At 72.9% G+C, this 22,574-nt stretch carries 18 protein-coding genes, 1 tRNA gene and 2 pseudogenes; 6 read left to right on the top strand and 15 right to left on the bottom strand.

The features are described 5' to 3' along the window. Positions 1–23: 23 nt before the first annotated feature. The 7 genes from MRQ36_RS16835 to MRQ36_RS16805 form a co-directional block, all read right to left on the bottom strand. Positions 24–857: an inositol monophosphatase family protein gene (locus MRQ36_RS16835; protein WP_242796658.1), complete on the bottom strand. Its 834-nt coding sequence runs from the start codon at positions 855–857 to the stop codon at positions 24–26. Positions 858–958: 101 nt separating this feature from the next. Further along, on the bottom strand, positions 959–1,549 hold the full coding sequence (gene pth, locus MRQ36_RS16830; RefSeq protein WP_242796656.1) for an aminoacyl-tRNA hydrolase: 591 nt from the start codon (positions 1,547–1,549) through the stop codon (positions 959–961). A gap of 100 nt (positions 1,550–1,649) precedes the next feature. Then, on the bottom strand, positions 1,650–2,357 hold the full coding sequence (locus MRQ36_RS16825) for a 50S ribosomal protein L25/general stress protein Ctc (RefSeq protein WP_242796654.1): 708 nt from the start codon (positions 2,355–2,357) through the stop codon (positions 1,650–1,652). A gap of 277 nt (positions 2,358–2,634) precedes the next feature. After that, positions 2,635–3,615, bottom strand: coding sequence for a ribose-phosphate diphosphokinase (locus MRQ36_RS16820; RefSeq protein WP_242796652.1), 981 nt, complete (start codon positions 3,613–3,615; stop codon positions 2,635–2,637). A gap of 53 nt (positions 3,616–3,668) precedes the next feature. Next, the gene (gene glmU, locus MRQ36_RS16815) at positions 3,669–5,204 is read right to left on the bottom strand and encodes a bifunctional UDP-N-acetylglucosamine diphosphorylase/glucosamine-1-phosphate N-acetyltransferase GlmU (protein WP_308194876.1); all 1,536 of its coding nucleotides are present in this window, start codon (positions 5,202–5,204) and stop codon (positions 3,669–3,671) included. Between the two features lie 114 nt (positions 5,205–5,318). After that, a tRNA-Gln gene (locus MRQ36_RS16810) sits at positions 5,319–5,390 on the bottom strand. Positions 5,391–5,398: 8 nt separating this feature from the next. Next, positions 5,399–6,355 carry a helix-turn-helix domain-containing protein gene (locus MRQ36_RS16805; protein WP_242796651.1) on the bottom strand — a complete coding sequence of 319 codons (957 nt, stop codon included), beginning with the start codon at positions 6,353–6,355 and terminating at the stop codon, positions 5,399–5,401. A gap of 163 nt (positions 6,356–6,518) precedes the next feature. Here MRQ36_RS16805 and MRQ36_RS16800 point away from each other — a divergent pair, with 163 nt between their 5' ends. After that, a complete protein-coding gene (locus tag MRQ36_RS16800; RefSeq protein ID WP_242796650.1) occupies positions 6,519–7,205 on the top strand; it encodes a TetR/AcrR family transcriptional regulator in 687 nt (228 codons plus the stop codon). A 30-nt stretch (positions 7,206–7,235) separates the two neighbouring features. Here MRQ36_RS16800 and MRQ36_RS16795 read toward each other — a convergent pair whose 3' ends face one another. From MRQ36_RS16795 to MRQ36_RS16770, 6 genes and pseudogenes are all read right to left on the bottom strand, one after another. Then, positions 7,236–7,712 (bottom strand): DUF4383 domain-containing protein, encoded by a 477-nt coding sequence (locus tag MRQ36_RS16795; protein ID WP_242801165.1) that lies wholly within the window; start codon positions 7,710–7,712, stop codon positions 7,236–7,238. A gap of 113 nt (positions 7,713–7,825) precedes the next feature. Beyond that, positions 7,826–8,281, bottom strand: coding sequence for a DUF4383 domain-containing protein (locus tag MRQ36_RS16790; protein ID WP_242796649.1), 456 nt, complete (start codon positions 8,279–8,281; stop codon positions 7,826–7,828). A 92-nt stretch (positions 8,282–8,373) separates the two neighbouring features. Continuing rightward, positions 8,374–10,176: an ABC-F family ATP-binding cassette domain-containing protein gene (locus MRQ36_RS16785; protein ID WP_242801163.1), complete on the bottom strand. Its 1,803-nt coding sequence runs from the start codon at positions 10,174–10,176 to the stop codon at positions 8,374–8,376. A gap of 237 nt (positions 10,177–10,413) precedes the next feature. Then, a pseudogene (locus tag MRQ36_RS16780) lies at positions 10,414–11,369 on the bottom strand (4-(cytidine 5'-diphospho)-2-C-methyl-D-erythritol kinase). Between the two features lie 84 nt (positions 11,370–11,453). Then, a pseudogene (rsmA, locus tag MRQ36_RS16775) lies at positions 11,454–12,322 on the bottom strand (16S rRNA (adenine(1518)-N(6)/adenine(1519)-N(6))-dimethyltransferase RsmA). 13 nt (positions 12,323–12,335) lie between these two features. Beyond that, on the bottom strand, positions 12,336–13,235 hold the full coding sequence (locus tag MRQ36_RS16770; protein ID WP_242796648.1) for a TatD family hydrolase: 900 nt from the start codon (positions 13,233–13,235) through the stop codon (positions 12,336–12,338). An 81-nt stretch (positions 13,236–13,316) separates the two neighbouring features. On the opposite strand from MRQ36_RS16770, the gene MRQ36_RS16765 reads away from it, so the two are divergent. Next, positions 13,317–14,567: a hypothetical protein gene (locus MRQ36_RS16765; protein WP_242796647.1), complete on the top strand. Its 1,251-nt coding sequence runs from the start codon at positions 13,317–13,319 to the stop codon at positions 14,565–14,567. A gap of 56 nt (positions 14,568–14,623) precedes the next feature. Beyond that, complete coding sequence (locus tag MRQ36_RS16760; protein ID WP_242796646.1) at positions 14,624–15,475, top strand: alpha/beta fold hydrolase; 852 nt, start codon at positions 14,624–14,626, stop codon at positions 15,473–15,475. 54 nt (positions 15,476–15,529) lie between these two features. Here MRQ36_RS16760 and metG read toward each other — a convergent pair whose 3' ends face one another. After that, the gene (gene metG, locus MRQ36_RS16755) at positions 15,530–17,332 is read right to left on the bottom strand and encodes a methionine--tRNA ligase (RefSeq protein WP_242796644.1); all 1,803 of its coding nucleotides are present in this window, start codon (positions 17,330–17,332) and stop codon (positions 15,530–15,532) included. Between the two features lie 309 nt (positions 17,333–17,641). Between metG and MRQ36_RS16750 the strand changes: the two genes are divergently transcribed. Beyond that, positions 17,642–18,340: a hypothetical protein gene (locus MRQ36_RS16750; protein ID WP_242796642.1), complete on the top strand. Its 699-nt coding sequence runs from the start codon at positions 17,642–17,644 to the stop codon at positions 18,338–18,340. Between the two features lie 66 nt (positions 18,341–18,406). On the opposite strand, the gene rsmI is transcribed toward MRQ36_RS16750, so the two are convergent. Beyond that, positions 18,407–19,246 carry a 16S rRNA (cytidine(1402)-2'-O)-methyltransferase gene (rsmI, locus tag MRQ36_RS16745; protein ID WP_278188368.1) on the bottom strand — a complete coding sequence of 280 codons (840 nt, stop codon included), beginning with the start codon at positions 19,244–19,246 and terminating at the stop codon, positions 18,407–18,409. A gap of 11 nt (positions 19,247–19,257) precedes the next feature. On the opposite strand from rsmI, the gene MRQ36_RS16740 reads away from it, so the two are divergent. Together MRQ36_RS16740 and MRQ36_RS16735 are read left to right on the top strand one after the other, a co-directional pair. Then, positions 19,258–21,027, top strand: coding sequence for a phospholipid carrier-dependent glycosyltransferase (locus MRQ36_RS16740; RefSeq protein ID WP_278187527.1), 1,770 nt, complete (start codon positions 19,258–19,260; stop codon positions 21,025–21,027). A 261-nt stretch (positions 21,028–21,288) separates the two neighbouring features. After that, positions 21,289–22,572, top strand: a complete 1,284-nt coding sequence (locus MRQ36_RS16735; RefSeq protein ID WP_242796636.1) for a VWA domain-containing protein — start codon at positions 21,289–21,291, stop codon at positions 22,570–22,572. Positions 22,573–22,574: the final 2 nt, after the last annotated feature.

Raw genomic sequence — 22,574 nt, 5'->3', positions numbered from 1 at the left:
ACTCGTGAAGAAGACTGCTCAGGTTACCCGTTGTGCCGCTGCAGCGCTGCAAGCAACCGACTGGCGAGATCCTTGCGGCAGACCAGCAGATCCGGCAGCCGGGGGTCGGCCTCGTTGTATTTCAGCGCAGAACCGTCGATCCGGGAAGCGTGCAGTCCGGTGGCCGTCGCCACAGCGACCGGAGCGGCGGAATCCCACTCGTACTGACCGCCGGCGTGGATGTACGCGTCGACCTCACCGGTGACCACAGCGGCGATCTTCGCGCCCGCCGAGCCCATCGGAACCAGATGAGCGCCGACATCCTCCGCCAGGTCGGTCAGGAAAACCGGCGGACGGCTACGACTGGCGGCCAACCGGATGGTTCGGGTACCGGCCGCCGTGGCCGCCTCCACCGTCATCGGCGGGTACGCCGGCGGGTAGTCCGTGCCCAGCACCCGGTGCTGCGCCGGCAGGCCCACCGCGCCCGCGACCAGCCCGTGCGGCGTCGGCGCGGTACGCGCCCAGAGCGCCACGTGCACCGCCCAGTCCGAACGCCCCTCCTCGGCGAACTCCCGGGTCCCGTCCAGCGGGTCGATGATCCACACCCGGTCGGCGGCCAGCCGGGGCACCGCCTCGGCGGTCACCTCCGCCGTCCAGGCCAGCCGGGAACCCTCGTCCTCCTCGGAGAGCACCGCGTCCGCCGGCCGCCACTTCGCCAGCTCGGTCCGGATCAGGTCGTGCGAGACCTTGTCCCCGGCCGACTTCAGCGCCCCCGGATCGGTGAAGCCCAGCTCCGCGCGCAGGTTCATCAGCGCCTGACCGGCCCGCGCCGCCAGCCAGCGGGCGAACGCGCCGTCGATCATCGGAGGACTGCCCATGCTCTTCCGCTCCCGTCGCTCGCCGTCGCCGGCACCGGCCCGGCGTCGGAAAGGCGCAGACTACCGGCCGGAACCGCCCGTTCCGGTACGCCCCGCCCGGCTCAACCGCCGTGGTAGAGGTTCTGCGTCGGCTCCACCCCACGGGTGATCACCGACTCCACCACGTCCGCCGCGCGGTCGACCAGGAAGTCCAACTCCTTGCGCTCGGCGGCGGAGAAGTCCGACAGGACGTAGTCCGCCGGGTCCTGCCGCCCCGGCGGCCGGCCGATGCCGAACCGCACCCGGACGTAGTCCTTCGTGCCCAGCGACTTCGACATCGACCGCAGGCCGTTGTGCCCGCCCTCGCCACCGCCGCACTTGCAGCGCACCTGCCCGTACGCGATGTCCAACTCGTCGTGGACCGCGATCACCCGGTCCGGCGGGATCTTGTGGAACTGCGCCAGCCCGGCCACCGGCCCACCGGAGAGGTTCATGTACGTCAACGGCTTCACCAGCACCAGCTTCGGGCCACCGAAGCCGAGCCGCCCCTCGGCGACCTCCGCCACCGCCCGCTTGTGCCGGCCGAACTTCCCGCCCACCCGACCGGCGAGCAGCTCCGCCACCATGAAGCCGACGTTGTGCCGGTTACCGGCGTACTCCCGGCCCGGGTTGCCCAGGCCGACCACCAGCCACGGCCCCGCCTCGTCCGTCACGCCTCGCCCCTCCCGCGCCGCCGCCACCCGGCGGCCGTCCCGATACGCCGACAGGCGCCCCCGGGAACCGGGAGCGCCTGTCGCACAGCTTGCGGACCGATCAGGCCTCGGTCTTGGCCTCGGCGGTCTCCCCGCCACCGGCGGTGGCGGGCTCGCCGGCCTCGGCACCCTCGGCGCCCTCGGCGGTCTCCTCGCCGACACCGGCCTCGGTCTCCTCGTCGGCCGTCTCGACCTCGGGGAGGGTGGCCTCGAGCTGCTCGGCGGTCGGCGCGGCGGTGACCGACGCGACGGCCAGCTCCGGGTCGGCGGCCAGCTCGACGCCGGACGGCAGCTCGACGTCGGCGGCGGTGACCTGGGTGCCGGCCTCGAGGCCCTCGATCGACGCCTCCAGGTGGTCCGGCACCTTGGTGGCGTCGGCGGTCACCGAGAGGGTGTCGTGGTCGTGCACGATCAGGGTGTCCTTGGCGGCGTCGCCGGTCAGCTGGACCGGGACCTCGACGGTGACCTTCTCGCCACGGCGGACCAGCAGCAGGTCGACGTGCTCGAAGCTGTCCTTGATCGGGTCACGCTGGATCGCCTTCGGCAGCGCCAGCACCTGGGTGCCGTCGCTGACCTCGATCGCGAAGAGCTGGTTGGCGCCGCCCTTACGGATGGCGGCGGCGAACTCCCGCGCCGGGAGCGCGATGTGCTTCGGCTTCTCGCCGTGGCCGTACAGCACGGCGGGCACCTTGCCGGCCCGGCGGGTACGACGGGCACCACCCTTGCCGAACTCGGTACGGGGCTCGGCGCTGATCTTTACCTCGGACACGGGGAAACTCCTGATGCTTTTCGCTGCGGCGGCTTGTCGACTGGCGGTGCTGGGGCGAGGGGCTCGCTGGGGCTCAAGCGTCATGAACGACTGCCCGGAGCACCGCGTCGATCACGGTGCTTCCGGTGCGGTGCTTTTCAGCGGCCCGCCGGGCACCCTCGCCGTGGCAACCGCACCAGTCTACCCGAGCGATTTCCCGGCCTTCCGGCAGTCCCCATATCACCGTTCCCGCCGGCACGCAGGCCGGCGGGAACGGTGCCGCGCACAGCGCGGAAGGTCAGCTCAGACCACCGAACAGGGTGGTCACCGAGCCGTCGTCGAACACCTCGCGGATCGCCCGCGCCAGCAGCGGCGCGATGGAGAGCACGGTGATCTTGTCGAGCTGCTTCTCGGGCGGCAGCGGCAGCGTGTTGGTCACCACGACCTCGCTGATCGGGCTGTTCTTCAACCGCTCGGTCGCCGGGTCCGACAGCAGCGCGTGGGTCGAGGCGACCACGATCTCCGCCGCGCCCTGCTCCTTGAGGATGTCGGCGGCCTTGGTGATCGTGCCACCGGTGTCGATCATGTCGTCGACGATCAGGCAGACCCGACCCTCGACCTCACCGACCACCCGGTTCGCCACCACCTGGTTCGGCTTCATCGGGTCCCGGGTCTTGTGGATGAACGCCAGCGGGCAGCCACCCATCCGGTCCGTCCACCGCTCCGCCACCCGCACCCGGCCGGAGTCCGGCGCCACCACGGTCATCGGCCGGCCCGCGTACCGGTGCTCCACGTACTCGGCCAGCACGTCCATCGCGAAGAGGTGGTCCACCGGACCGTCGAAGAAGCCCTGGATCTGCGCGGTGTGCAGGTCCACCGTGAGGATCCGGTTCGCGCCCGCGGTCTTCAGCAGGTCGGCCACCAGCCGGGCCGAGATCGGCTCCCGGCCGCGGTGCTTCTTGTCCTGCCGCGCGTACGGGTAGAACGGCAGCACCACGGTGATCCGCTTGGCCGAACCCCGCTTCAGCGCGTCGATCATGATCAGGGTCTCCATGACCCAGGTGTTGACCCCGTGCGTCACGGACTGCACCACGAAGGCGTCCGAACCACGCACCGAGTCCTTGAACCGTACGAAGATCTCGCCGTTGGCGAACTCGTACGCGTCGGCCGGCGTCGGTGCCACACCGAGCACCTCGCCGATCTCCTTGGCCAGCTCCGGAAAGCCACGTCCGGAGAAGAGCATCAGGCTCTTGCGGTTTTCGGCGACGATGCTGCCCATGGGCCCGTCTGCTCCCGTTGGTCGGTGGTTCCCGGCGGCGGTGGCGCCGGGGACTATTCGGTTGCAGTATCCCCCGCGTCGGACGGTCCACCCACGCTCCGGCCACCCTCGTGGATTCGCTCACCTTCCCTTGCGGCGGCGACACCGGACGGCGCACCCTCCGCAGCCTGCCGGGCCCGCTCGGCGGCCGCCGCGGAGACCGTGCCCGGGCGCTTCCGGGCCACCCAGCCGTCGATGTTGCGCTGCGGTGCCCGGGTCACCCCGAGCGCACCCGGCGGGACGTCCTGCGCGATCGCGCTGCCCGCCGCCACGTACGCCCCGTCACCCACCTCGACCGGGGCGATGAGGCTGGTGTCGCAGCCGACGAAGGCCCCCTCGCCGACCACGGTGCGGTGCTTGTTCACCCCGTCGTAGTTCACGAAGATCGTCGCCGCGCCGATGTTCGCCTTCGCCCCGATCGTCGCGTCACCCACGTACGTCAGGTGCGGCACCTTCGCGCCGACGCCCAGCTCGGAGTTCTTCACCTCGACGAACGTGCCGACCTTCGACTTCTCGGCCAGCCGCGCGGCCGGCCGCAGGTAGGCGTACGGGCCGACGCTGGCGCCCGCGCCCACCTCGGCGCTCACCGCGTGGCTGCGCAGCACCGTCGCGCCCGCGCCCACCGTGGTGTCGATCAGCGTCACGTCCGGCCCGACCACCGCGCCGGCCCCGACCACGGTCGCACCCCGCAGCTGGGTGTTCTGGTCGACCACCGCGTCCCGCTCGACGGTCACCGTCACGTCGATCCAGGTGGTGTGCGGGTCCAGGATGCTCACCCCGCTGCGCATCCAGGACTCGTTGACCCGGTCGCGCAGCAGCCCGCGCAGCGCCGCCAGCTCGACCCGGTCGTTGCAGCCCAGCGTCTCCACGTGGTCCGCGGCGACGTGCACGGCCACCGGCTCCCCGGCGTCGCGGAGCAGGCCGAAGACGTCGGTGAGGTATTCCTCGCCCTGGTCGTTGTCGGTGGAGAGCTTGCCCAGCCCGTCGCGTAGCCGCGCCACGTCGAACGCGTAGATGCCGGCGTTGATCTCCCGCAGCGCGCGCTGCTCCGGCGTGGCGTCCCGCTCCTCGACGATCTGCGCCAACCGGCCGGCGTCGTCCCGCACGATCCGGCCGAGGCCGGTCGGGTCGGGCACCTCGGCGGCCAGCACGGTGGCCGCGGCGCCCGCGCCCTCGTGCGCCTCGACCAGCGCGGCGACCGTCTCCGCGCGCAGCAGCGGCACATCCCCGTTGATCACCACGACGGTGCCGGTGGCCTCCGGGACGGCCTCCAGCGCGATCCGGACCGCGTGCCCGGTGCCGAGCTGCTGGGCCTGGAGCACCGGGGTCGCCGCCGGGGCGACCTCGGCCAGGTGGGCACGGACCTGGTCGGCACCGTGCCCGACCACGACCACGGTGCGGTCCGCGCGCAGCGGCGCCGCCGCCGCCAGCACGTGCCCGACGAGGGTACGACCGAGCAGCGGGTGCAGCACCTTGGGCAGGGCAGACTTCATCCGCTTGCCCTCACCGGCGGCGAGCACGACAACGGTGCGAGGGTGGGGCTGGGGCACGACGTGGCTCCCGTCGGGACGGCGACAGTCTCGCGGCCATGCTAACCACGCGGCCCGTCACAATTCCCAGCCGGCCGGACAATGCCGCCGACAAGCCTGCTGACCGGGGCTGAGCTGGGGTACCTGGATTCGAACCAGGAGCTCAAGACTCCAAAGGTCTGCGGGTTGCCGTTACCCCATACCCCATTGCCTTGTCAAGGATTGTGGCCCGCCAAGCCGGGCCCGCGCACATCCCCGATCCGGAACAGCTCGGCGATCATACCTTCAATCCGCCAGTAGAGCGCGCGACTGCGCGGCACGGTGATCACCAGGCAGCCGTGATAGTCGGCCCCGGTGTTCCGGCGGACGGTAGTGGGGTTGTGCCGCTTCAGCGCCGTTCGCCCGAACCGCTCCGGTGGCAGCCTCAAGGTCGCCGCCCACCAGCGCACCGCCGCTTCGGCATCGGCCGACTCGTGGATGCTGACCCGGTAGCTCGGCGCGTCCGGCCCGACCCCACAGGCGCCGAGGAAGCGGAGGAACAGGGCGAGCAGCCCCGGGTCGCTGTTGATGAACTGGAGGCGGTCCTGCTGTCGCCACGGCTTGGACTTGCCGCCCTCGCACCAGTAGATGGCCGCACCGAGGAGCAGCGTGTCCCGTTCGCCGAGCGAACCGACCACCTCGGCCCCGCGAGCCCGTTCGGCTGCCATCGCCGCGTTCTGCGCCTCCCGATGAGCGGCCCACCGGGCATCGGTCATGACCTTCGACCGGGCCCGTCGACGCTCGGCGGCGTCGTCCGGGTCGAGCGGCAGGTGCCGCACCCACTGGTACGCGGTCGACTTCGCGACGCCGAGCTGCTCGGCAATGGCGTTGACCGACAAGCCTTCGGCGCGCAGCGCCAGCGCCTCGGCGCGCAGGTCGTCCTTGGCGTTGGGCCGCCGGGTCCACTCGGGCGGCGGAACCCCGCGCAGCAGTGCGTACACCCGGTTGCGGCCGAGGCCGGTGCGGGCCTGGATGGCACGGACGGACAGCTGCTCCACGACGCGCAGCCGGCGCGCCTCGGCGGCGAGGGGATCGGTCACGCTCCGCACGTTAGTACGGGTGTACGACAGCCTCCGGCGGAACGGGTCGCGCCGGAGGAACCGGCCGTGGAGCGGTAAACCGGTCGGTGGCACCGTCGGCCGCCTGGCAGGATGGCCGGGTGACCCAGCTTCCACGGCGCGGCCCGACGGGGCGGCACGACGGCCGGCCGGGGCCCGTCCGCGGCGCCGGCGGGGCCACCACGTGACCGCTCCCATTCCACGACAGGGCGTCACCGAGCGCCGGCGAGGTGACGAGATGACCGAGGTTCCCGGCAAGGACGCCGGTGCCGCCCGGCGGCGGGCGGTCCCGGCGGCGAAGCCCTCCTCCCGGGTACGCATGTCGGCGGGGCAGCGGCGTGAGCAGCTGATCTCGATCGCCCGGCAGATCTTCGCCGAGCGCGGTTTCGACGCCACCTCGATCGAGGAGGTGGCGGCCCGGGCGAAGGTCTCCAAGCCGGTGGTCTACGAGCACTTCGGCGGCAAGGAGGGCCTGTACGCGGTGGTGGTGGACCGGGAGGTCCGCTCGCTGCTGGACCGGGTCACCGGTGCGCTCACCGCCGGGCATCCCCGGGAGTTGCTGGAGCAGGCGGCGATGACCCTGCTGACGTACATCGAGGAGGAGACCAGCGGGTTCCGGGTGCTGGTCCGGGAGTCACCGCTGATGTCGGCGACGGGGAACTTCAGCAGCGTGATGAACGACGTCGCGCACCAGGTCGAGCACATCCTGGGCGCGGAGTTCTCCAGCCGGGGCTACGACCCGAAGCTCGCGGAGCTCTATTCGCAGGCGCTGGTGGGCATGGTGGCGCTGACCGGCCGCTGGTGGTTGGAGGTGCGCAAGCCGCGCAAGGAGACCGTCGCCGCGCACCTGGTGAACCTGGCCTGGAACGGGTTGTCGCACCTGGAGGCCAAGCCGGGGCTGATCACCGGCCGCAAGCCGGCCTGACCGGGCGGGCGGGCCGGGCGGGCCGGCGGCTCAGGGGCTGGGCAGCCCCGAAACCGGGTGCTCGCGCCGGCTGCGTTCCGCCGCGGCGTGCTCGTCGGTGCCGACCTTGTCGTAGAGGCCGGTGGCCAGCAGGATCAGCCCGAACAGCAGCGACACGAGCACGGTCGACATGGAGAAGTTGAGGAAGTTCGCCGGGGTCTGCAGCACGGACATCATCAGGATCCCGGTCACCAGGAAGACCACGCCGGCGGTCAGGTTCATGTAGTGGCCGAGGTTGCCGCGCCGGGACGCGCCGACCATCAGCACGATGCCGAACACCACGGACACCAGCGAGAAGGCCAGGTTGGTACGGAGTCCGAGCGCCCAGTTGCTGCCCCGGTCGAAGAGCCCGTCGCCCCAGGTCTCGAACACGCCGTAGACCCCGAAGACCAGGATGTAGAGGCCGACGAGCCCGGCGAGGACCCGGTAGAGCGGCCGCGCGGGATGGTTCACCGGAAAGTGCGGCATGAACTCCTCCAGCCAGATGACCGATTTCGCCACATTGTCCCCTGGCCGGCGACCACCTGTCCCCGGAAACGCCGAAGGCCCGGCACCGGGCCGGGCCTCGCAGCGGGAGTTGCTCAGAGCACCAGGCGGGCCTTCTGCCAGGCCTCCTTCTCCTCCTCGGTGCCGACCTTGCCGTACATGCCGACCATCAGCAGGACGAGGGCCAGGACCAGCACCACCATCACGGTGACGATGGAGAAGTTGAAGATGTTGGCATCGGTCCGGATGAAGGCCAGCGAGGCCAGGCCGAGGACGATCAGGGCGTACGCCAGCCACTGGTTGATCGCCACGTCGAGGTTGCGGCCGATGACGGTGCCGGCGAGGATCGCGGCCCCGAGCACGATGGCCAGGAGCGAGAAGCCGAGGTTGGTGCCCTGGCCGAGGACCTGGGTGTCGTCCTGGGCGAGCACGTCGTTGCCGGCGCTGGCGATGATGCCGAGCACTCCGAAGACCACGAAGTACAGACCAACGAGCCCGCCGATCGCCCGGTAGATCGGCCGCGCGGGGTGGTTGACGGGGGTGTGGGCCATGTCTGTGTCTCCAAGACCGTTCGGGTGAGGGGTCGACAGCGATTGTCCCGCACGCCGAGCTGTGACGCCGCACACCCCCCACCCGCGGCGGGTCAGTCGGCCGGCAGCTCCTCGGCGAGGGCCAGCCAGGTCTCCTCGGTGCGTTCCCGTTCGGCGCGCAACTCCTTGAGCTGCGCGTCGAGTTCGGCGACCTTGGCGTAGTCGGTGGCGTGCGTGGCGAGCTGGTCGAGCAGGGTGGCTTCCTTCTGTTCCAGCTTGCCGATCTGCCGCTCCAGCTTGCCGAGTTCCTTGCGGGCGACACGGACCTCGGCCGCCGACATGCCGCTGGCGGCCCCGGCCGCCGGCGCCGGCGTGGTCAGGGCGGGTGCGGCGCCGGACCGGGCGCCGTCGGCCCGGGCCAGGTACTCGTCGACGCCGCCGGGCAGGTGCACCAGCCGGCCGTCGCCGAACATCCCGTACGCGACCTCGGTGACCCGCTCGATCAGGTACCGGTCGTGGCTGGCCACGACGATCGTGCCCGGCCAGGAGTCGAGCAGGTCCTCCAGCGCGGCGAGGGTGTCGGTGTCCAGGTCGTTGGTGGGCTCGTCGAAGAGCAGCACGTTGGGTTCCCCGGCGAGCAGCCGGAGCATCTGCAACCGGCGGCGTTCTCCGCCGGAGAGGTCGCTGACGGGCGTCCAGAGCCGCCGGTCGTCGAAGCCGAACACCTCGGCGAGCTGGGCGGCGGAGATCTCCCGGTCGCCGAGCTGCACCCGGCGGGCGACCTCCTCGACGGCCTCCAGGACGCGCAGGTGGCCGGGGAGTTCGGCCAGTTCCTGGGAGAGGAACGCCGGTTTGACGGTCGACCCGGTGACGAACCGGCCGCCGTCGGGGCGGGTCACCCCGGCCAGCATCCGCAGCAGGGTGGTCTTGCCGGCGCCGTTGCGGCCGAGGATGGCGATCCGGTCGCCGGGGCCGACCTGCCAGGTGGTGTCGTGCAGGATCTCCTTGGGTCCGGCGTGCAGCCGGACGTGTTCCAGGTCGTACACCTGCTTGCCGAGCCGGGCGGTGGCCATCCGCTGCAGCGACATGGTGTCGCGCGGCGGAGGGACGTCGTCGATGAGCGCGTTGGCGGCGTCGATGCGGAACTTCGGCTTGGAGGTGCGGGCCGGCGGGCCGCGACGCAGCCAGGCGATCTCCTTGCGGAGCAGGTTCTGCCGGCGCGCCTCGGTGGCCGCGGCGACCCGCTCCCGCTCGACCCGGGCGAGGGTCCAGGCGGCGAAGCCGCCCTCGTACGCCCGGACGGTCTGGTCGGCGACCTCCCAGGTGGTGGTGCAGACCGCGTCGAGGAACCATCGGTCGTGGGTGACCACGACGAGCGCGCCCTTGCGGGTGACCAGGTACTTCGCCAGCCAGTCGACGCCGCCGACGTCGAGGTGGTTGGTGGGCTCGTCGAGGATGAGCAGGTCGGATTCGCGGACCAGCAGGGCGGCCAGGGCGACCCGGCGGCGTTCGCCACCGGACATCGGGCCGACCGGCTGGTCGAGGCCGAGGTGGGGCATGCCCAGCCCGTCGAGGATGGCCCGGACGCCCGCGTCGCCGGCCCACTCGTGCTCGGCACCCATGCTCTCGCCGAGCCAGGCAGTGCCGAGCACCACGTCCCGGACGGTGGCCTCGGGAGCCAGGGTGAGGCTCTGCGGCAGCCAGAGGACGCGCAGGTCGCGACGGTGGGTGACCCGCCCGTCGTCGGGCCCTTCCTGCTTGGTGAGCAGGCGCAGCAGGGTGGACTTGCCGGCACCGTTGAGGCCGACCACGCCGATCCGGTCGGCGTCGTCGAGGCCGAGTGAGACGTCGGTGAGCAGCGGCCCGGCGGCGCCGTACCCCTTGGACACCCGGTCCAGGTTGACGATGTTGGCCACGACCTCACCCACCTCCATGATCAAGGCGTCCCGCAGGTGCCGGCCGGCACGTGGGACGCCTCCCCCCAGGGTACGCGGACCCCCGCTCACCTCCCCGCCGCGCTCCCCACCCCCCCAGCGCGCGATCATGGAGTCGGGGCGCCCAGAGAGAGGCTTATGTCCATCTGATGCGCCACCACAACTCCATGATCGACCGGGTCGAAGGGAGGCCGGTCGGAGGGGGCAGGGCCGAGGGGGTCAGATGATGCGGGCGCCGGCCACGGGGCCGTGGGCGATGCGGGCTTCGCGGCAGACGTCGGCGGATTCCAGGTCGGCGGCGATGCGGGTGGCGTGGGACTCGTCGGTGGCGAGGAAGACGCAGGTGGGGCCGGAGCCGGAGACGAGACCGGCGAGCGCGCCGGCCGCCTCCCCCGCCTTCAGTGTCTCCGCCAGCGACGGGCGCATGGCCAGCGCGGCGGCCTGCAGGTCGTTGCCGAGCGCGGCGGCGAGCACCCGGGGGTCCCGCTGGCGCAGCGCGGCGAGCAGCGCGTCGGTGCTGCCCAGCGGCTCACCTGCGGTGCCGGCGTCGCGGAGCCGGTCGAGTTCGGCGTAGGCGGCGGGGTGGAGAGACCGCCGTCGGCGACCGCCACCACCCAGTGCCAGGAGGTGGGGCGGGCCAGCACCGGGCTGACCGCCTCGCCGCGGCCGGTGCCCAACGCGGTGCCGCCGTGGATCAGGAACGGCACGTCGGAGCCGAGGTCGGCGGCGATGCCGGCCAGTTCGTCGCGGGACAGCCCGGTGCCCCAGAGCGCGTCGCAGGCGACCAGCGCGGCGGCCGCGTCGGCGCTGCCCCCGGCCAGTCCGCCGGCGAGCGGGATCTGCTTGCGCAGGTGCAGCCGGGCGTGCGGCAGGACGCCCGCGTACCCGGCGAGGGCGTGGGCGGCCCGGATCACCAGGTTGGTGTCGTCCAGGGCCAGTTCGCCGGTGCCCTCACCCTCCATGGTCAGGGTGAGGGTGTCGCCCCGGCGGGCGGTCAGCTCGTCGTGGATCGAGATCGCGTGATAGACGGTGTTCAGCTCGTGGTAGCCGTCGCGGCGCAGCGGACCCACCCCGAGGTGCAGGTTGACCTTTGCGGGCACCCGTACCCGGACCGGCCCGCCGGCTCCCCGCCGCCGCTGCTCGTCCTCGTCGTCCGGTCGCCAGGCCTCGGTCACGGGACGAGGTCCCGCCGGCGCGGGCGGATGTCGAACGGCTTCTCCACGGTCAGCTCCTCGGCGGCGTCGGACAACGGCGCCAGCCTACTGGGCGGCCGACGCGGCGGTCGGGGCCGACGCGGCGATGGCGGCGAACTGCTCGACGGTGAGGGACTCCCCACGGCGCCGGGGTCGACCCCGGCGGCGGTGAGCGCGGCGGCGGCCCGGTCGGCGCCGCCGGCCCAGCCGGCCAGCGCCGCGCGCAGGGTCTTGCGGCGCTGCGCGAAGGCCGCGTCCACCACCGCGAAGACCCGCTCCCGGGGTACGTCGGCGACGGGCGGTTCGCGCCGGGTGAAGGCCACCAGGCCGGAGTCGACGTTGGGCACCGGCCAGAACACGTTCGGCGGCACCTTGCCGGCGGCGCGGGCGCGGGCGTACCAGGCGAGCTTCACCGACGGGATGCCGTACACCTTGGAGCCGGGACCGGCGACGAGCCGGTCGGCGACCTCCTTCTGCACCATCACGAGGCCGTGCCGCAGGGTGGGCAGCTCGGCGAGGAGGTGCAGCACCACCGGCACGGCGACGTTGTAGGGCAGGTTGGCCACCAGCGCGGTCGGCGCGGGGTCGGCCAGGTCGGCGGCGGTGACCCGCAGCGCGTCGGCGCGGTGCACCCGCAGCCGGGCGGCGTCCGGGCCGGCGTGCCGCGCGGCGGTCTCCGGCAGGGCGGCGGCCAGCGTCGGGTCGATCTCGACGGCGTGCACGTGCGCGGCGACCGGCAGCAGGGCCAGGGTCAGCGAGCCGAGGCCGGGGCCGACCTCCAGCGCCACGTCGTCCGGGGTCAGGCCGGCGGCGGTGACGATGCGGCGGACCGTGTTCGGGTCGTGCACGAAGTTCTGGCCGAGCTTCTTGGTCGGCGCGACGCCGAGACGCGCGGCGAGTTCCCGGATCTCCGCCGGGCCGAGGAGACCGCTCACGCCGGGCATCCTTTCACCACGGGCCGAAGACGCGGTCACCGGTGGCGGAGATCGCGGCGCAGAGTTCGTCCAGGTCGGCGCCGGTGGTCGCGGCGAGCGACCGGACCGTCAGCGGGATCAGGTACGACGCGTTCGGCCGCCCCCGGTGCGGCATCGGGGTCAGGTAGGGCGCGTCGGTCTCCACCAGGATCTGGTCGAGCGGGGTGAGCGCGGCGGCCTCCCGCAGCGCACCGGCGCTGCCGAAGGTGACCGTGCCGGCGAAGCTGAGCAGGAACCCCCGGCGGACGCACTGGGCGGCGAACTCGGCGTCGCCGGAGAAGCAGTGCAGCACCACCGTGTCCGGGGCACCCTCGTCGTCGAGGATGCGCAGCACGTCGGCGTGCGCGTCCCGGTCGTGGATGACCAGCGCCTTGCCGTGCCGCTTGGCGATGGCGATGTGCGCGCGGAAGCTCTCCTCCTGCGCGGCCCGCCCCTCGTCCCCGGTACGGAAGAAGTCCATCCCGGTCTCGCCGACGCCCCGGACCCGGTCCCGGCCGGCGAGCGTCTCGATCTCGCGCAGCGCCTCGTCGAGGTCGGCCAGTCGGGGCGCCTCGTTGGGGTGCAGCGCGACGGTGGCCAGCACGGCCGGGTGGCGCTCGGCGACGTCGGCGCCCCAGCGGGAGGAGGCGACGTCCACGCCGACCTGGACCAGCCGGTCCACCCCGACGGCGGCGGCGACCTCGATCGTGGCGGCGACCGGGTCGTCGGCGGACCCTCCCCCCGGCACACCCGCCTCGCTGACGGTGATGTCCAGGTGGGTGTGGCTGTCCAGGACGGGACGGGGCAGCGCCTCCGGCGCGGGCGGGAACTCCCCGGCCCGGCGGGCGGCCCGTTGCTTGCGGGATTCGGTCTGCTCGGTCATCGCGGCCAGCATCACACACCGCCGTCGGGTGGCGTTCCCGGACCGCCATCGACTGTTCACACCGACAACATCTGTGCCGCTTAGCGTGCCCGGGTGACCGTCACCCCCCAGGCCAGCGGCACCGCCTCCGAGCGGACCGGGCTGCACGTGACGTACGACGGCCGCGTCCACCCGGCGGAGGAGATCGCCCGGGGCGCGGCGTACGAGCTGTTCAGCGCCGAGGAGGCGCCCGGCTTCGAGTTGGCGCCCCGCCCCGGTGCGGCGTACCCGTGGCGCAGGTTCGTGCACGTCACCGAGGTGACCGCGGTGCACGGGGCGGCCCCGCCGGGCGACGACACCGACGCGCCGCTGCTGATGCCGGTGCACCGGGAGCGGGGCTGGGCGCAGCTGCACCAGCTCAGCCAGCAGCCGGCCGCGGCGGGTGACCCGGTGCTCGCGGCGGTCCGCGCGTCGGCGGTGGTCCGGCCGGGCACCCGGATGGTCAAGGTGCTCTCCGCCCGGCAGCTCGCCGGTCACGTACGCGGTTGGCTGCCGCACGGCTTCTGCTACCGCGAGCACGACGTGGCGCACCTGCGCACCCCGGCCGCCCTGTCGGTGCTGCGGGGCGACTCCGAGGGCGGGCGGAACGGCACCGACGTGGCGTACGCGCTGCGCTGGCGGGCGGCGGACCCGGCCGACTACGACGTGCCGGTGGGCCCCGCGCACCGGGGGTTGACCACGCTGCCGCCCAGGGACCGGCTCGGACCGCCGGTGCTGGGCACCGGTTTCGTGCCGAGCACCGCGCAGCTCGTCCCCGAGTTCGTCACCCGGGACTTCGCCGACCTGCCGATGCCGGCCAACGCCACCCTGCTCGCCTATCCGGCGCAGGGGGTGGAGGTGGTGCTCTACAGCTATCAGGCGGAGCAGCGCGGCTGGCTGCGGATGGTGGGCCCGCAGTGGCGGCACCTGCTGGCCGCGGTGCCGGGCCTCTCCCCCGACCAGGAGTACGTCCCGACCGGCGACGCGCCCCGCTCCACCCAGCTCGTCGGCGGCTACGCGGGCGGCGAGTACGAGGCGGTGGCCGACCTGCCGGGCGGGTTCCGGGTGCTGGCGATGACCCGGGCGGCCCGCTACCCGGTGGACTCGGCCGCCCGCCGGTTGCGCCGGGCCGACTGGCGGGGCGTGCCCTGCCTGGTGCTGCGGGAGGAGTCGGGCTGGTTGCGGCTGCGGTTGTGCCGGCCGGACGCGGACGCGGTGGCGCTCACCGGCGCGCAGTGCCACGAGCGGGGCGTCTACGAGACGTGGGCGCCGGGTGCCGAGGTGACCGACGACCGGATCGTGGACCTGCCGTACGAGCTGGCATAACGGGGACCACCCCGGGAATGCGCGGGCGTCCGAGACGCACCCACGGGGAGACGCCCATGCCCTTCATCACCGTGGGGACGGAGAACTCCGCCCCCATCGACCTGTACTACGAGGACCACGGTTCCGGTCAGCCGATCGTGCTCATCCACGGGTTCCCGTTCAACGGCGCGACCTGGGAGAAGGTGAGCGGACCGTTGCAGGCCGCCGGCTACCGGGTGATCACGTACGACCGGCGCGGCTTCGGTGCCTCCGCCCAACCGGCGATGGGCTACGACTACGACACCTTCGCCGCCGACCTCGACGTGCTGATGACCGAGCTGGACCTGCGCAACGCGATCCTGGTCGGGCACTCGATGGGCACCGGCGAGGTGACCCGCTACCTCGGCGCGTACGGCTCGGACCGGGTGGACCGGGCGGTGCTGATGGCCCCGTTGGCGCCGATGCTGCTGAAGACGGCGGACAATCCGGAAGGTGTCGAGAAGGGCCTCTTCGACGGGTTCCAGCAGGCCATCGTCGCCGACCGGTTCGCCTACCTGACCCAGTTCTGCGACGCGTTCTTCAACTATTCGGAGAACAAGGGCCGGTGGGTGAGCGAGGAGGCGTACCGGGCGCACTGGAACATCGGCGCGCAGGCGTCGGCGAAGGCGACCCACGACTGCGTCGACGCCTGGCAGACCGACTTCCGGGGCGACCTGCCGAACATCAACATCCCGGTGCTGATCATCCAGGGCGACAAGGACAACGTGCTGCCCTACCCGAAGACGGGTCAGCGGCTGCAGAACATGCTCTCCGACGCCCGGCTGGTCACCCTCCAGGGTGCGCCGCACGGCACCCCGTGGACGCACCCGACCGAGGTGAACCGGGCGATCATGGAGTTCATCGGCGCGCCGAAGATGGCCCGCGCCTGATCCGCCGACGACCGCGGCCCCGGGGGATCCCCCGGGGCCGCGTCGAGGTCGGGCTCAGCCGGCCAGCCGGGCCAGTTCCTCGTCGACGATGGACGGGTCGAGCTTGCGGAACACCGGCTTCGGCGCCGCGAGCGGTCGGCCCACCTCCAGGGGTACGGACTCCCAGCGCGCGCCGACCGTGTAGTCCCCGGTCAGCACCGGGTACGCCGGCCCGCCGTCGAGGTCCTCGACCTCCTCGATCACCGGCATGGGGGCGTGCACCCCGGTGCCACCGAGCAGCTCGTGGATCTGCTGCGCGGAGTGCGGCAGGAACGGGGTGAGCAGCGTGTTGGCGTCGCTGACCACCTGGAGGGCGACGTGCAGGACGGTGCCCATCCGGGGCTTGTCGTCCTCGCCCTTGAGCTTCCAGGGCGCCTGGTCCGAGAGGTATCTGTTGGCCTCGGCGACGACCCGCATCGCCTCGCCGATGGCCTGCTTCTGCCGGTGCTTGGCGATCAGGTCGCCGACGGTCGTGAAGCCGGCGCGGGCCACCGCGAGCAGCGCCTCGTCGGCCTCGGTGAGCCCGGCCGGGTCGACGGGCGGGATCGCGCCGAAGTTCTTCGCCGCCATCGAGATGGAGCGGTTGACCAGGTTGCCCCAGCCGGCGACCAGTTCGTCGTTGTTGCGGCGCAGGAACTCGGCCCAGGTGAAGTCGGTGTCGTTGCTCTCCGGGCCGGCGACGGCGATGAAGTAGCGCAGCGCGTCGGCGTCGTAGCGTTCGAGGAAGTCCCGGACGTAGATGACGACCTTGCGGGACGAGGAGAACTTCCGCCCCTCCATGGTCAGGTATTCGCTGGAGACGACCTCGGTGGGGAGGTTGAGCCGGCCCAGTTCACCCGGCTCGCCGTCCTTGGCGCCCGCGCCGGAGTAGCCGCCGAGCAGCGCCGGCCAGATCACCGAGTGGAAGACGATGTTGTCCTTGCCCATGAAGTAGTAGCCGAGGGCGTCCTTGCCCTCCCCGTCGGCGGACCACCACTTGCGCCACGCCTCGGGGTCGCCGGTGCGGCGGGCCCACTCGATGGAGGCGGAGAGGTAGCCGATGACCGCGTCGAACCAGACGTAGATGCGCTTGTCGTTCCGGTCCTGCCAGCCCTCCAGGGGGATCGGCACGCCCCACTCCAGGTCGCGGGTGATGGCCCGGGGCTGGAGGTCGTCGAGGAGGTTGCGCGAGAACCGCAGCACGTTGGGCCGCCAGCCCTCCCGGGTGTCCAGCCACTGCCGCAGCGCGTCGGCCAGGGCGGGCAGGTCCAGGAAGAAGTGCTCGGTCTCGACGAACTCCGGCGTCTCGCCGTTGATCTTCGACTTGGGGTTGATCAGGTCGATCGGGTCGAGCTGGTTGCCGCAGTTGTCGCACTGGTCGCCACGGGCGCTGTCGTAGCCGCAGATCGGGCAGGTGCCCTCGATGTAGCGGTCGGGCAGGGTCCGGCCCGTGGACGGGGAAATGGCCCCGGTGGTGACCTTGGGGATGATGTAGCCGTTGCGGTGCAGCCCGGTGAAGAGCTCCTGCACCACCGCGTAGTGGTTCCGGGTGGTGGTGCGGGTGAACAGGTCGTAGGAGAGACCCAGCGCCCGTAGGTCCTCGGCGATCACCCGGTTGTACCGGTCGGCCAGCTCGCGCGGGGTGACCCCCTCGGCGTCCGCCTGCACCTGGATCGGGGTGCCGTGTTCGTCGGTGCCGGAGACCATGAGCACGTCGTGACCGGCCATCCGCATGTACCGGGCGAAGACGTCGGAGGGAACGCCGAATCCGGATACGTGGCCGATGTGGCGCGGGCCGTTGGCGTAGGGCCAGGCGACCGCGGCGAGAACGTGACTCATGACCAGCAAGCCTAGTGACCGCTGCCCGGCGGTTGCGAACCAATAGGCGCTCCGGGGTGGCGGATCCCCCGACCGCTCGCCCGATTTGTCGCCGACACGCGGCCTGAGCTGCCCGGGGACGTACCGCCGCAGGTGTGGAATGAACGCCGTGACCAGCAGACGAGCGGCCCCGGAGCAGGACGGCCCGGCGGACGGTGACCACCGTCGGCTCGCGGCGGCGCCCGCCCGGGGCGGGACGGTGGCCCCGCAGCCGCGGCCGGATCCCGCCCCGCCCCGGCGGTCGAGGTCGAGCCGACCACCGGGGCGCCGGTGGACGCGGTGCCGCGCCGGGTGCCGGTCCGGCAGCCGCGCTGGCACCGCCGGTGGTCCGCCCCGGATACGCCGGACGGCGAGCCGGCCCTGTGGGCGCCGATTGAGGAGGTGCACTGGGACGGCACCCCGCTGCGCGAGGAGCCCCACCGTCCGGGTCGCTCCGCCGGCCGGCTCCGACGGGTTCGCGTCCGGCGTCCCCGCCACCCACCGACCCCGGTGCGCGGCCTGACCGCGCTGCTGGCGTTGAGCCTGCTGGCCGCCTTCTTCGCCTGGGTCAGCGCGGGTCCGCTCTGGCTGGCGGTCGGGCACGCCACCCCGGGGACGGTACGGGTCACCGGCTGCACCGGCGCCGGGCTGACCCAGCGCTGCCGGGGCATCTTCGTCGCCGACGGCGAGCGCTTCGTGGCCCACGGGGTACGGGTCAGCGGCGTGCCGGCCGGGCGCACCGCCACCGGCTCGACGCTGCCGGCGCGGATGACCGGCCCGGACGCTGGCACCGCGTACGCCGACACCGGGATCGGCCGGCACCTGCGCTGGCTGCTCGGCCTGCTGCTGGTGCTGGCCTGCGCGGCGGGGATCGCCCGGTGGACCGGCGCGACCCGGCTGCCCGACCCGCGTCACCGGCGCTGGGCGGTGGGCGTCGCGCTGGCCGGCCCGGCGATGATCACCGTCGGCTTCCTGGTCGCCGCCTGGTGACCCGGGTTCGGAGTGGTGAGAAGGGGCCCCTGCTATACCGCAGGCGTTAACAAGGGGCCCCTCCTTTCAGCTGTGCACGACGGTGTAGACGTCCCGGCGGCGCAGCCCGTACTCGGTGGCGACCTCGGTGATCGCGTCCCGCCGGGACAGGCCGGTGGCCTCCCGCTCGGCGACCGCGGCGCGCAGCGTGTCGTCGTCGGGCCGGCTCGCGACGGCCGGCGGCGCCCCGGCCACCACCAGGGTGATCTCCCCCCGCGGCTCCCCCTCGGCGGCCCACTCGGCCAGCTCGCCGAGCGGCCGGCGGACGACCTCCTCGTAGGTCTTGGTGAGTTCCCGGCAGAGCGCGGCGGGCCGGTCGGCGCCGAAGACGGCGGCCAGGTCGGCCAGCGCGGCGGTGATCCGGTGCGGTGCCTCGAAGAGCACCAGGGTGCGCTCCTCGGCGGCGAGCGCGCGCAACCGGGACCGGCGGGCGCTGGGGGTGCGGGGCAGGAAGCCCTCGAAGCAGAACCGGTCGCTGGGCAGCCCGGACAGCGCCAGGGCGGTGGTCACCGCGCTCGGCCCGGGCGCGGCGGTGACCGGCACGCCGGCGTCGAGCGCGGCGGTGACCAGCCGGTAGCCCGGGTCGGAGACGCTGGGCATGCCGCCGTCGGTGACCAGTGCCATCGTGTAGCCGGCGGTGAGCGCGTCGACCAGTTCGGGGGTGCGGCGTTCCTCGTTCCCCTCGAAGTAGGAGACGATCCGCCCGGGGACGGTGACGCCGAGGTCGCGGGCGAGCCGGGTGAGCCGGCGGGTGTCCTCGGCGGCGACCACGTCGGCCGTGCCGAGCACCTCGCGAAAGCGGGCCGAGGCGTCGGCGGGATTGCCCAGCGGCGCGCCGAGCAGGATCAGGCGTCCGATCTCGGACATTTCACCCACGAATGCTGCTCCTTCATCGACGGCCGTACCAATCTCGGAGACGACGGGCGCCACCGGGCACCTCCGCAGCCTACGATCGCCGGGTGACGAGTGCGTCGACAGCGCAGAGCGCGGGCCGGGCCGAACCGGACCCGACGACCGACGGCGGCTCCGCCGCCGACCAGGCCGCCCCGAGCGGCGGGGGCAGGGTGCCGGCCGTCGTGCGGCGCCGGCTCGCAGGCGTCGACGCGCGGCTCGACGGACACGCCTGGCTGGCCACCACCGTCGTGGTGGCGATCGCGGCGATCCTGCGGTTCGTCGGGCTCAGCGGCCCCAAGGGCAAGATCTTCGACGAGATCTACTACGCCCGGGACGCGTACGGGCTCATCGACCGGGGCGTCGAGTGGAACTACAAGGACAACGGCCCGTCGTACGTGGTGCACCCGCCGCTGGGCAAGTGGCTGATCGGGCTCGGTGAGTGGGCCTTCGGCTACCAGGACGCGGAGACGAAGATCTCCGTACCGGGACACCTGATGACCACCGCCCCCGAGTTCGGCTGGCGCTTCGCGGCGGCGGTCGCCGGCACGCTTTCGGTGCTGCTGCTGGTCCGGATCGGCCGGCGGATGTTCCGTTCCACCACGCTCGGCTGCGCGGCCGGGCTGCTGCTCGCCCTGGACGGTTTCCACCTGGTGCTGTCCCGCACCGCGCTGCTCGACATCTTCCTGCTGCTGTTCGTGCTGGCCGCGTTCGGCGCGCTGGTGCTGGACCGGGACGCCCGGCGACGCCGCTGGGCGCGGGCGCTGGACGCCGGGCTGGACGTCTCCCGCCCCGGCCGGGCCGGCCGGCCGCCGTCGACCTGGCGGGACTGGCCCTGGTGGCGGCTGCTCGCCGGGGTGCTGCTCGGCTGCGCCTGCTCGGTGAAGTGGAGCGGCCTCTACTTCCTGCCGGCCTTCGGCCTGCTGGTGATCTTCTGGGAGGTGGGCGTCCGCCGCTCCGCGGGCGTACGGCGCCCGTGGCGGGACACCCTCCTCGACGAACTGCCCTGGCTGCTGCTGGCCGGGGTGCTGGCGGTCGGCACCTACCTGGCGACCTGGTCGGGCTGGCTGCTCAGCGACGACGGCTACTACCGGCTGGCCAGTCGCTACCCGCAGGCCCCGCTCAGCGACACCCCGGTGGTCGGCGCGCTGATCAACCTGTGGGAATACCACAAGGCCGCGTACGGCTTCCACACCCAGCTCGACGACCCGCACAAATACCAGTCCTGGCCGTGGCAGTGGCTGCTGCTGGGCCGGCCGGTCGCGTTCTACTGGTCGGGCGAGGGCGCTTGCGGGGCACCGACCTGCGCCTCTGAGATCCTGCTGCTCGGCACGCCGCTGCTCTGGTGGTCGTTCCTGCCCGCGCTCGGCGCGCTGGCCTGGCTGGGTGCGGCCCGACGGGACTGGCGGGCCGGGGCGATCCTGCTCTGCGTGGCCGCCGGTCTGCTGCCGTGGTTCTGGTTCGCCCTGGACGGGCGGACGATGTTCTCCTTCTACGCCGCGCCCGCCCTGCCGTTCCTGGTGCTGGCGGTGGTCTACGTGCTCGGCGCGATCATCTCGCCGGCCGGGGCTCCGGCTGCGAGGGCCGCGTCGGAGGAGGACGTCTCCGACCGGCGGATGGTGGGCGGGATCATCGCCGGGGCGTACGTGCTGCTGGTGGCGCTCTGCTTCGGCTACTTCTACCCGATCTTCGTGGGGAAGCTGCTGCCGTACGCCGACTGGTCCGCCCGGATGTGGCTGGACGGTCGCTGGATCTGACCCGTCCGGACCTGGGGACATAGAAGCGCGCCCCGATCGCCTGCCACGGGGGAAGCGGGCGATTGGGGCGCGCAAGAAGAGCTTAACCACACTGAACCAGTGGCACAACGGGTGAGGTTGGGTCAGATTTCCGACCGTTGCGCCACCCGCCAAATGGTTTACATCTGACATTTAACGGTCGGTCACCCCACCGGGACCATCCGGGTTCCCCACCGGCCACCCGGATGATCATCCAATGTGGATCTCACTACACTTCGGCCGGTGATCAACAAGAGACGATCGACGGCCGTCCTGCTGGGGCTGCTGACGGCGACCGCGCTGATCGGCCCCCTGCCCGCCGCCGCCGACGACGACACCCCGGAAACGCCCGCCGAACCACCCAAGGTCGAACTGGTGCTCGACGTCAGCGGCTCGATGCGGGCCCGGGACATCGACGGACGCAGCCGGATCGCGGTGGCGCAGCAGGCGTTCAACGAGGTGGTCGACGCGCTCCCGGACGAGACCCAGCTCGGCATCCGGGTGCTCGGTGCGACCTACCGCGGCAAGGACAAGAAGCAGGGCTGCCTGGACACCCAGCAGATCGTGCCGGTCGGCCCGGTGGACCGCAGCCAGGCCAAGGCCGCGGTGGCGACCCTGCGCCCGACCGGTTTCACCCCGGTGGGGCTGGCGCTGCGCTCGGCCGCGCAGGACCTCGGCACCGGCACCACCGCCCGGCGGATCGTGCTGATCACCGACGGCGAGGACACCTGCGCCCCGCCCGACCCGTGCGAGGTCGCCCGGGAACTCGCCGCCCAGGGCACCCGACTCGTCGTCGACACCCTCGGCCTCGCGCCGGACGAGAAGGTCCGCCGGCAGCTGCTCTGCATCGCCGGCGCGACCGGCGGCACCTACACGGCCGCACAGAGCGCCGACGAACTCACCGGGCGGATCAAGCAGCTGGTCGACCGGGCCCGGGACACCTACACCGCCACCCCGACCAAGGTCGGCGGGTCGGCGGAGTGCGACAACGCGCCGCTGCTCGCGCCCGGCGTCTACACCGACCGGGAGGCGTTCGCCGAGCACCGCTGGTACCGGGTGCCCGTCCGGGCCGGGCAGGAGTTGCGCGCCTCGGTCAGCGTCGGGCTGGACCGGCCGGTCAACCCCGACTACGGGGTGCTGCTGCGGGCCGTCGCGCCGGACGGCCGGGAACTCGTCCGCGGCGTGGACGCGGGCAGCGGTCGTACCGACGTGGTCTCCGCCGGGCTGCGCTGGTCGGCGGCCGAGGAGTCCGCCACCCCCACCCCGGAACCGAGCGGTACGCAGGCCGCGCAGACCGTCTGCCTGGTGGTCAGCAACGCCTTCGCCCCCCGGCCCGGCACCGGCACCTCGCCCGGCATGCCGGTCGAGCTGACCGTCGACGTGGTCGCCGCGTCGCCCGCGCCGGACGGGCCGGACCTCGGTCGCGGCTGGGCGCTGCTGCTCCTGCTCACCCTGGCCGGCCTGCTCACCGGGCTGGTCGCCGGGCTGCTCACCCGCTGGTGGGTCGCCACCTGGAGGGAGAACTGAGG

It is taken from the genome of Micromonospora sp. R77, assembly GCF_022747945.1.
GTDB lineage: Bacteria > Actinomycetota > Actinomycetes > Mycobacteriales > Micromonosporaceae > Micromonospora.
The sequence above is the reverse complement of the archived record's forward strand: the minus strand, read 5'-3'. Positions and strand labels throughout refer to the sequence as shown.

Coding starts and splice junctions, on each gene's coding strand:
- MRQ36_RS16835 (WP_242796658.1), bottom strand. CDS start 857: ATGGGCAGTCCTCCGATGATCGACGGCGCGTTCGCCCGCTGGCTGGCG.
- MRQ36_RS16740 (WP_278187527.1), top strand. CDS start 19,258: ATGCTGCTCCTTCATCGACGGCCGTACCAATCTCGGAGACGACGGGCG.
- rsmI (WP_278188368.1), bottom strand. CDS start 19,246: ATGTCCGAGATCGGACGCCTGATCCTGCTCGGCGCGCCGCTGGGCAAT.
- MRQ36_RS16790 (WP_242796649.1), bottom strand. CDS start 8,281: ATGGCCCACACCCCCGTCAACCACCCCGCGCGGCCGATCTACCGGGCG.
- MRQ36_RS16770 (WP_242796648.1), bottom strand. CDS start 13,235: ATGCTGGCCGCGATGACCGAGCAGACCGAATCCCGCAAGCAACGGGCC.
- MRQ36_RS16795 (WP_242801165.1), bottom strand. CDS start 7,712: ATGCCGCACTTTCCGGTGAACCATCCCGCGCGGCCGCTCTACCGGGTC.
- MRQ36_RS16820 (WP_242796652.1), bottom strand. CDS start 3,615: ATGGGCAGCATCGTCGCCGAAAACCGCAAGAGCCTGATGCTCTTCTCC.
- MRQ36_RS16760 (WP_242796646.1), top strand. CDS start 14,624: ATGCCCTTCATCACCGTGGGGACGGAGAACTCCGCCCCCATCGACCTG.
- metG (WP_242796644.1), bottom strand. CDS start 17,332: ATGAGTCACGTTCTCGCCGCGGTCGCCTGGCCCTACGCCAACGGCCCG.
- MRQ36_RS16800 (WP_242796650.1), top strand. CDS start 6,519: ATGACCGAGGTTCCCGGCAAGGACGCCGGTGCCGCCCGGCGGCGGGCG.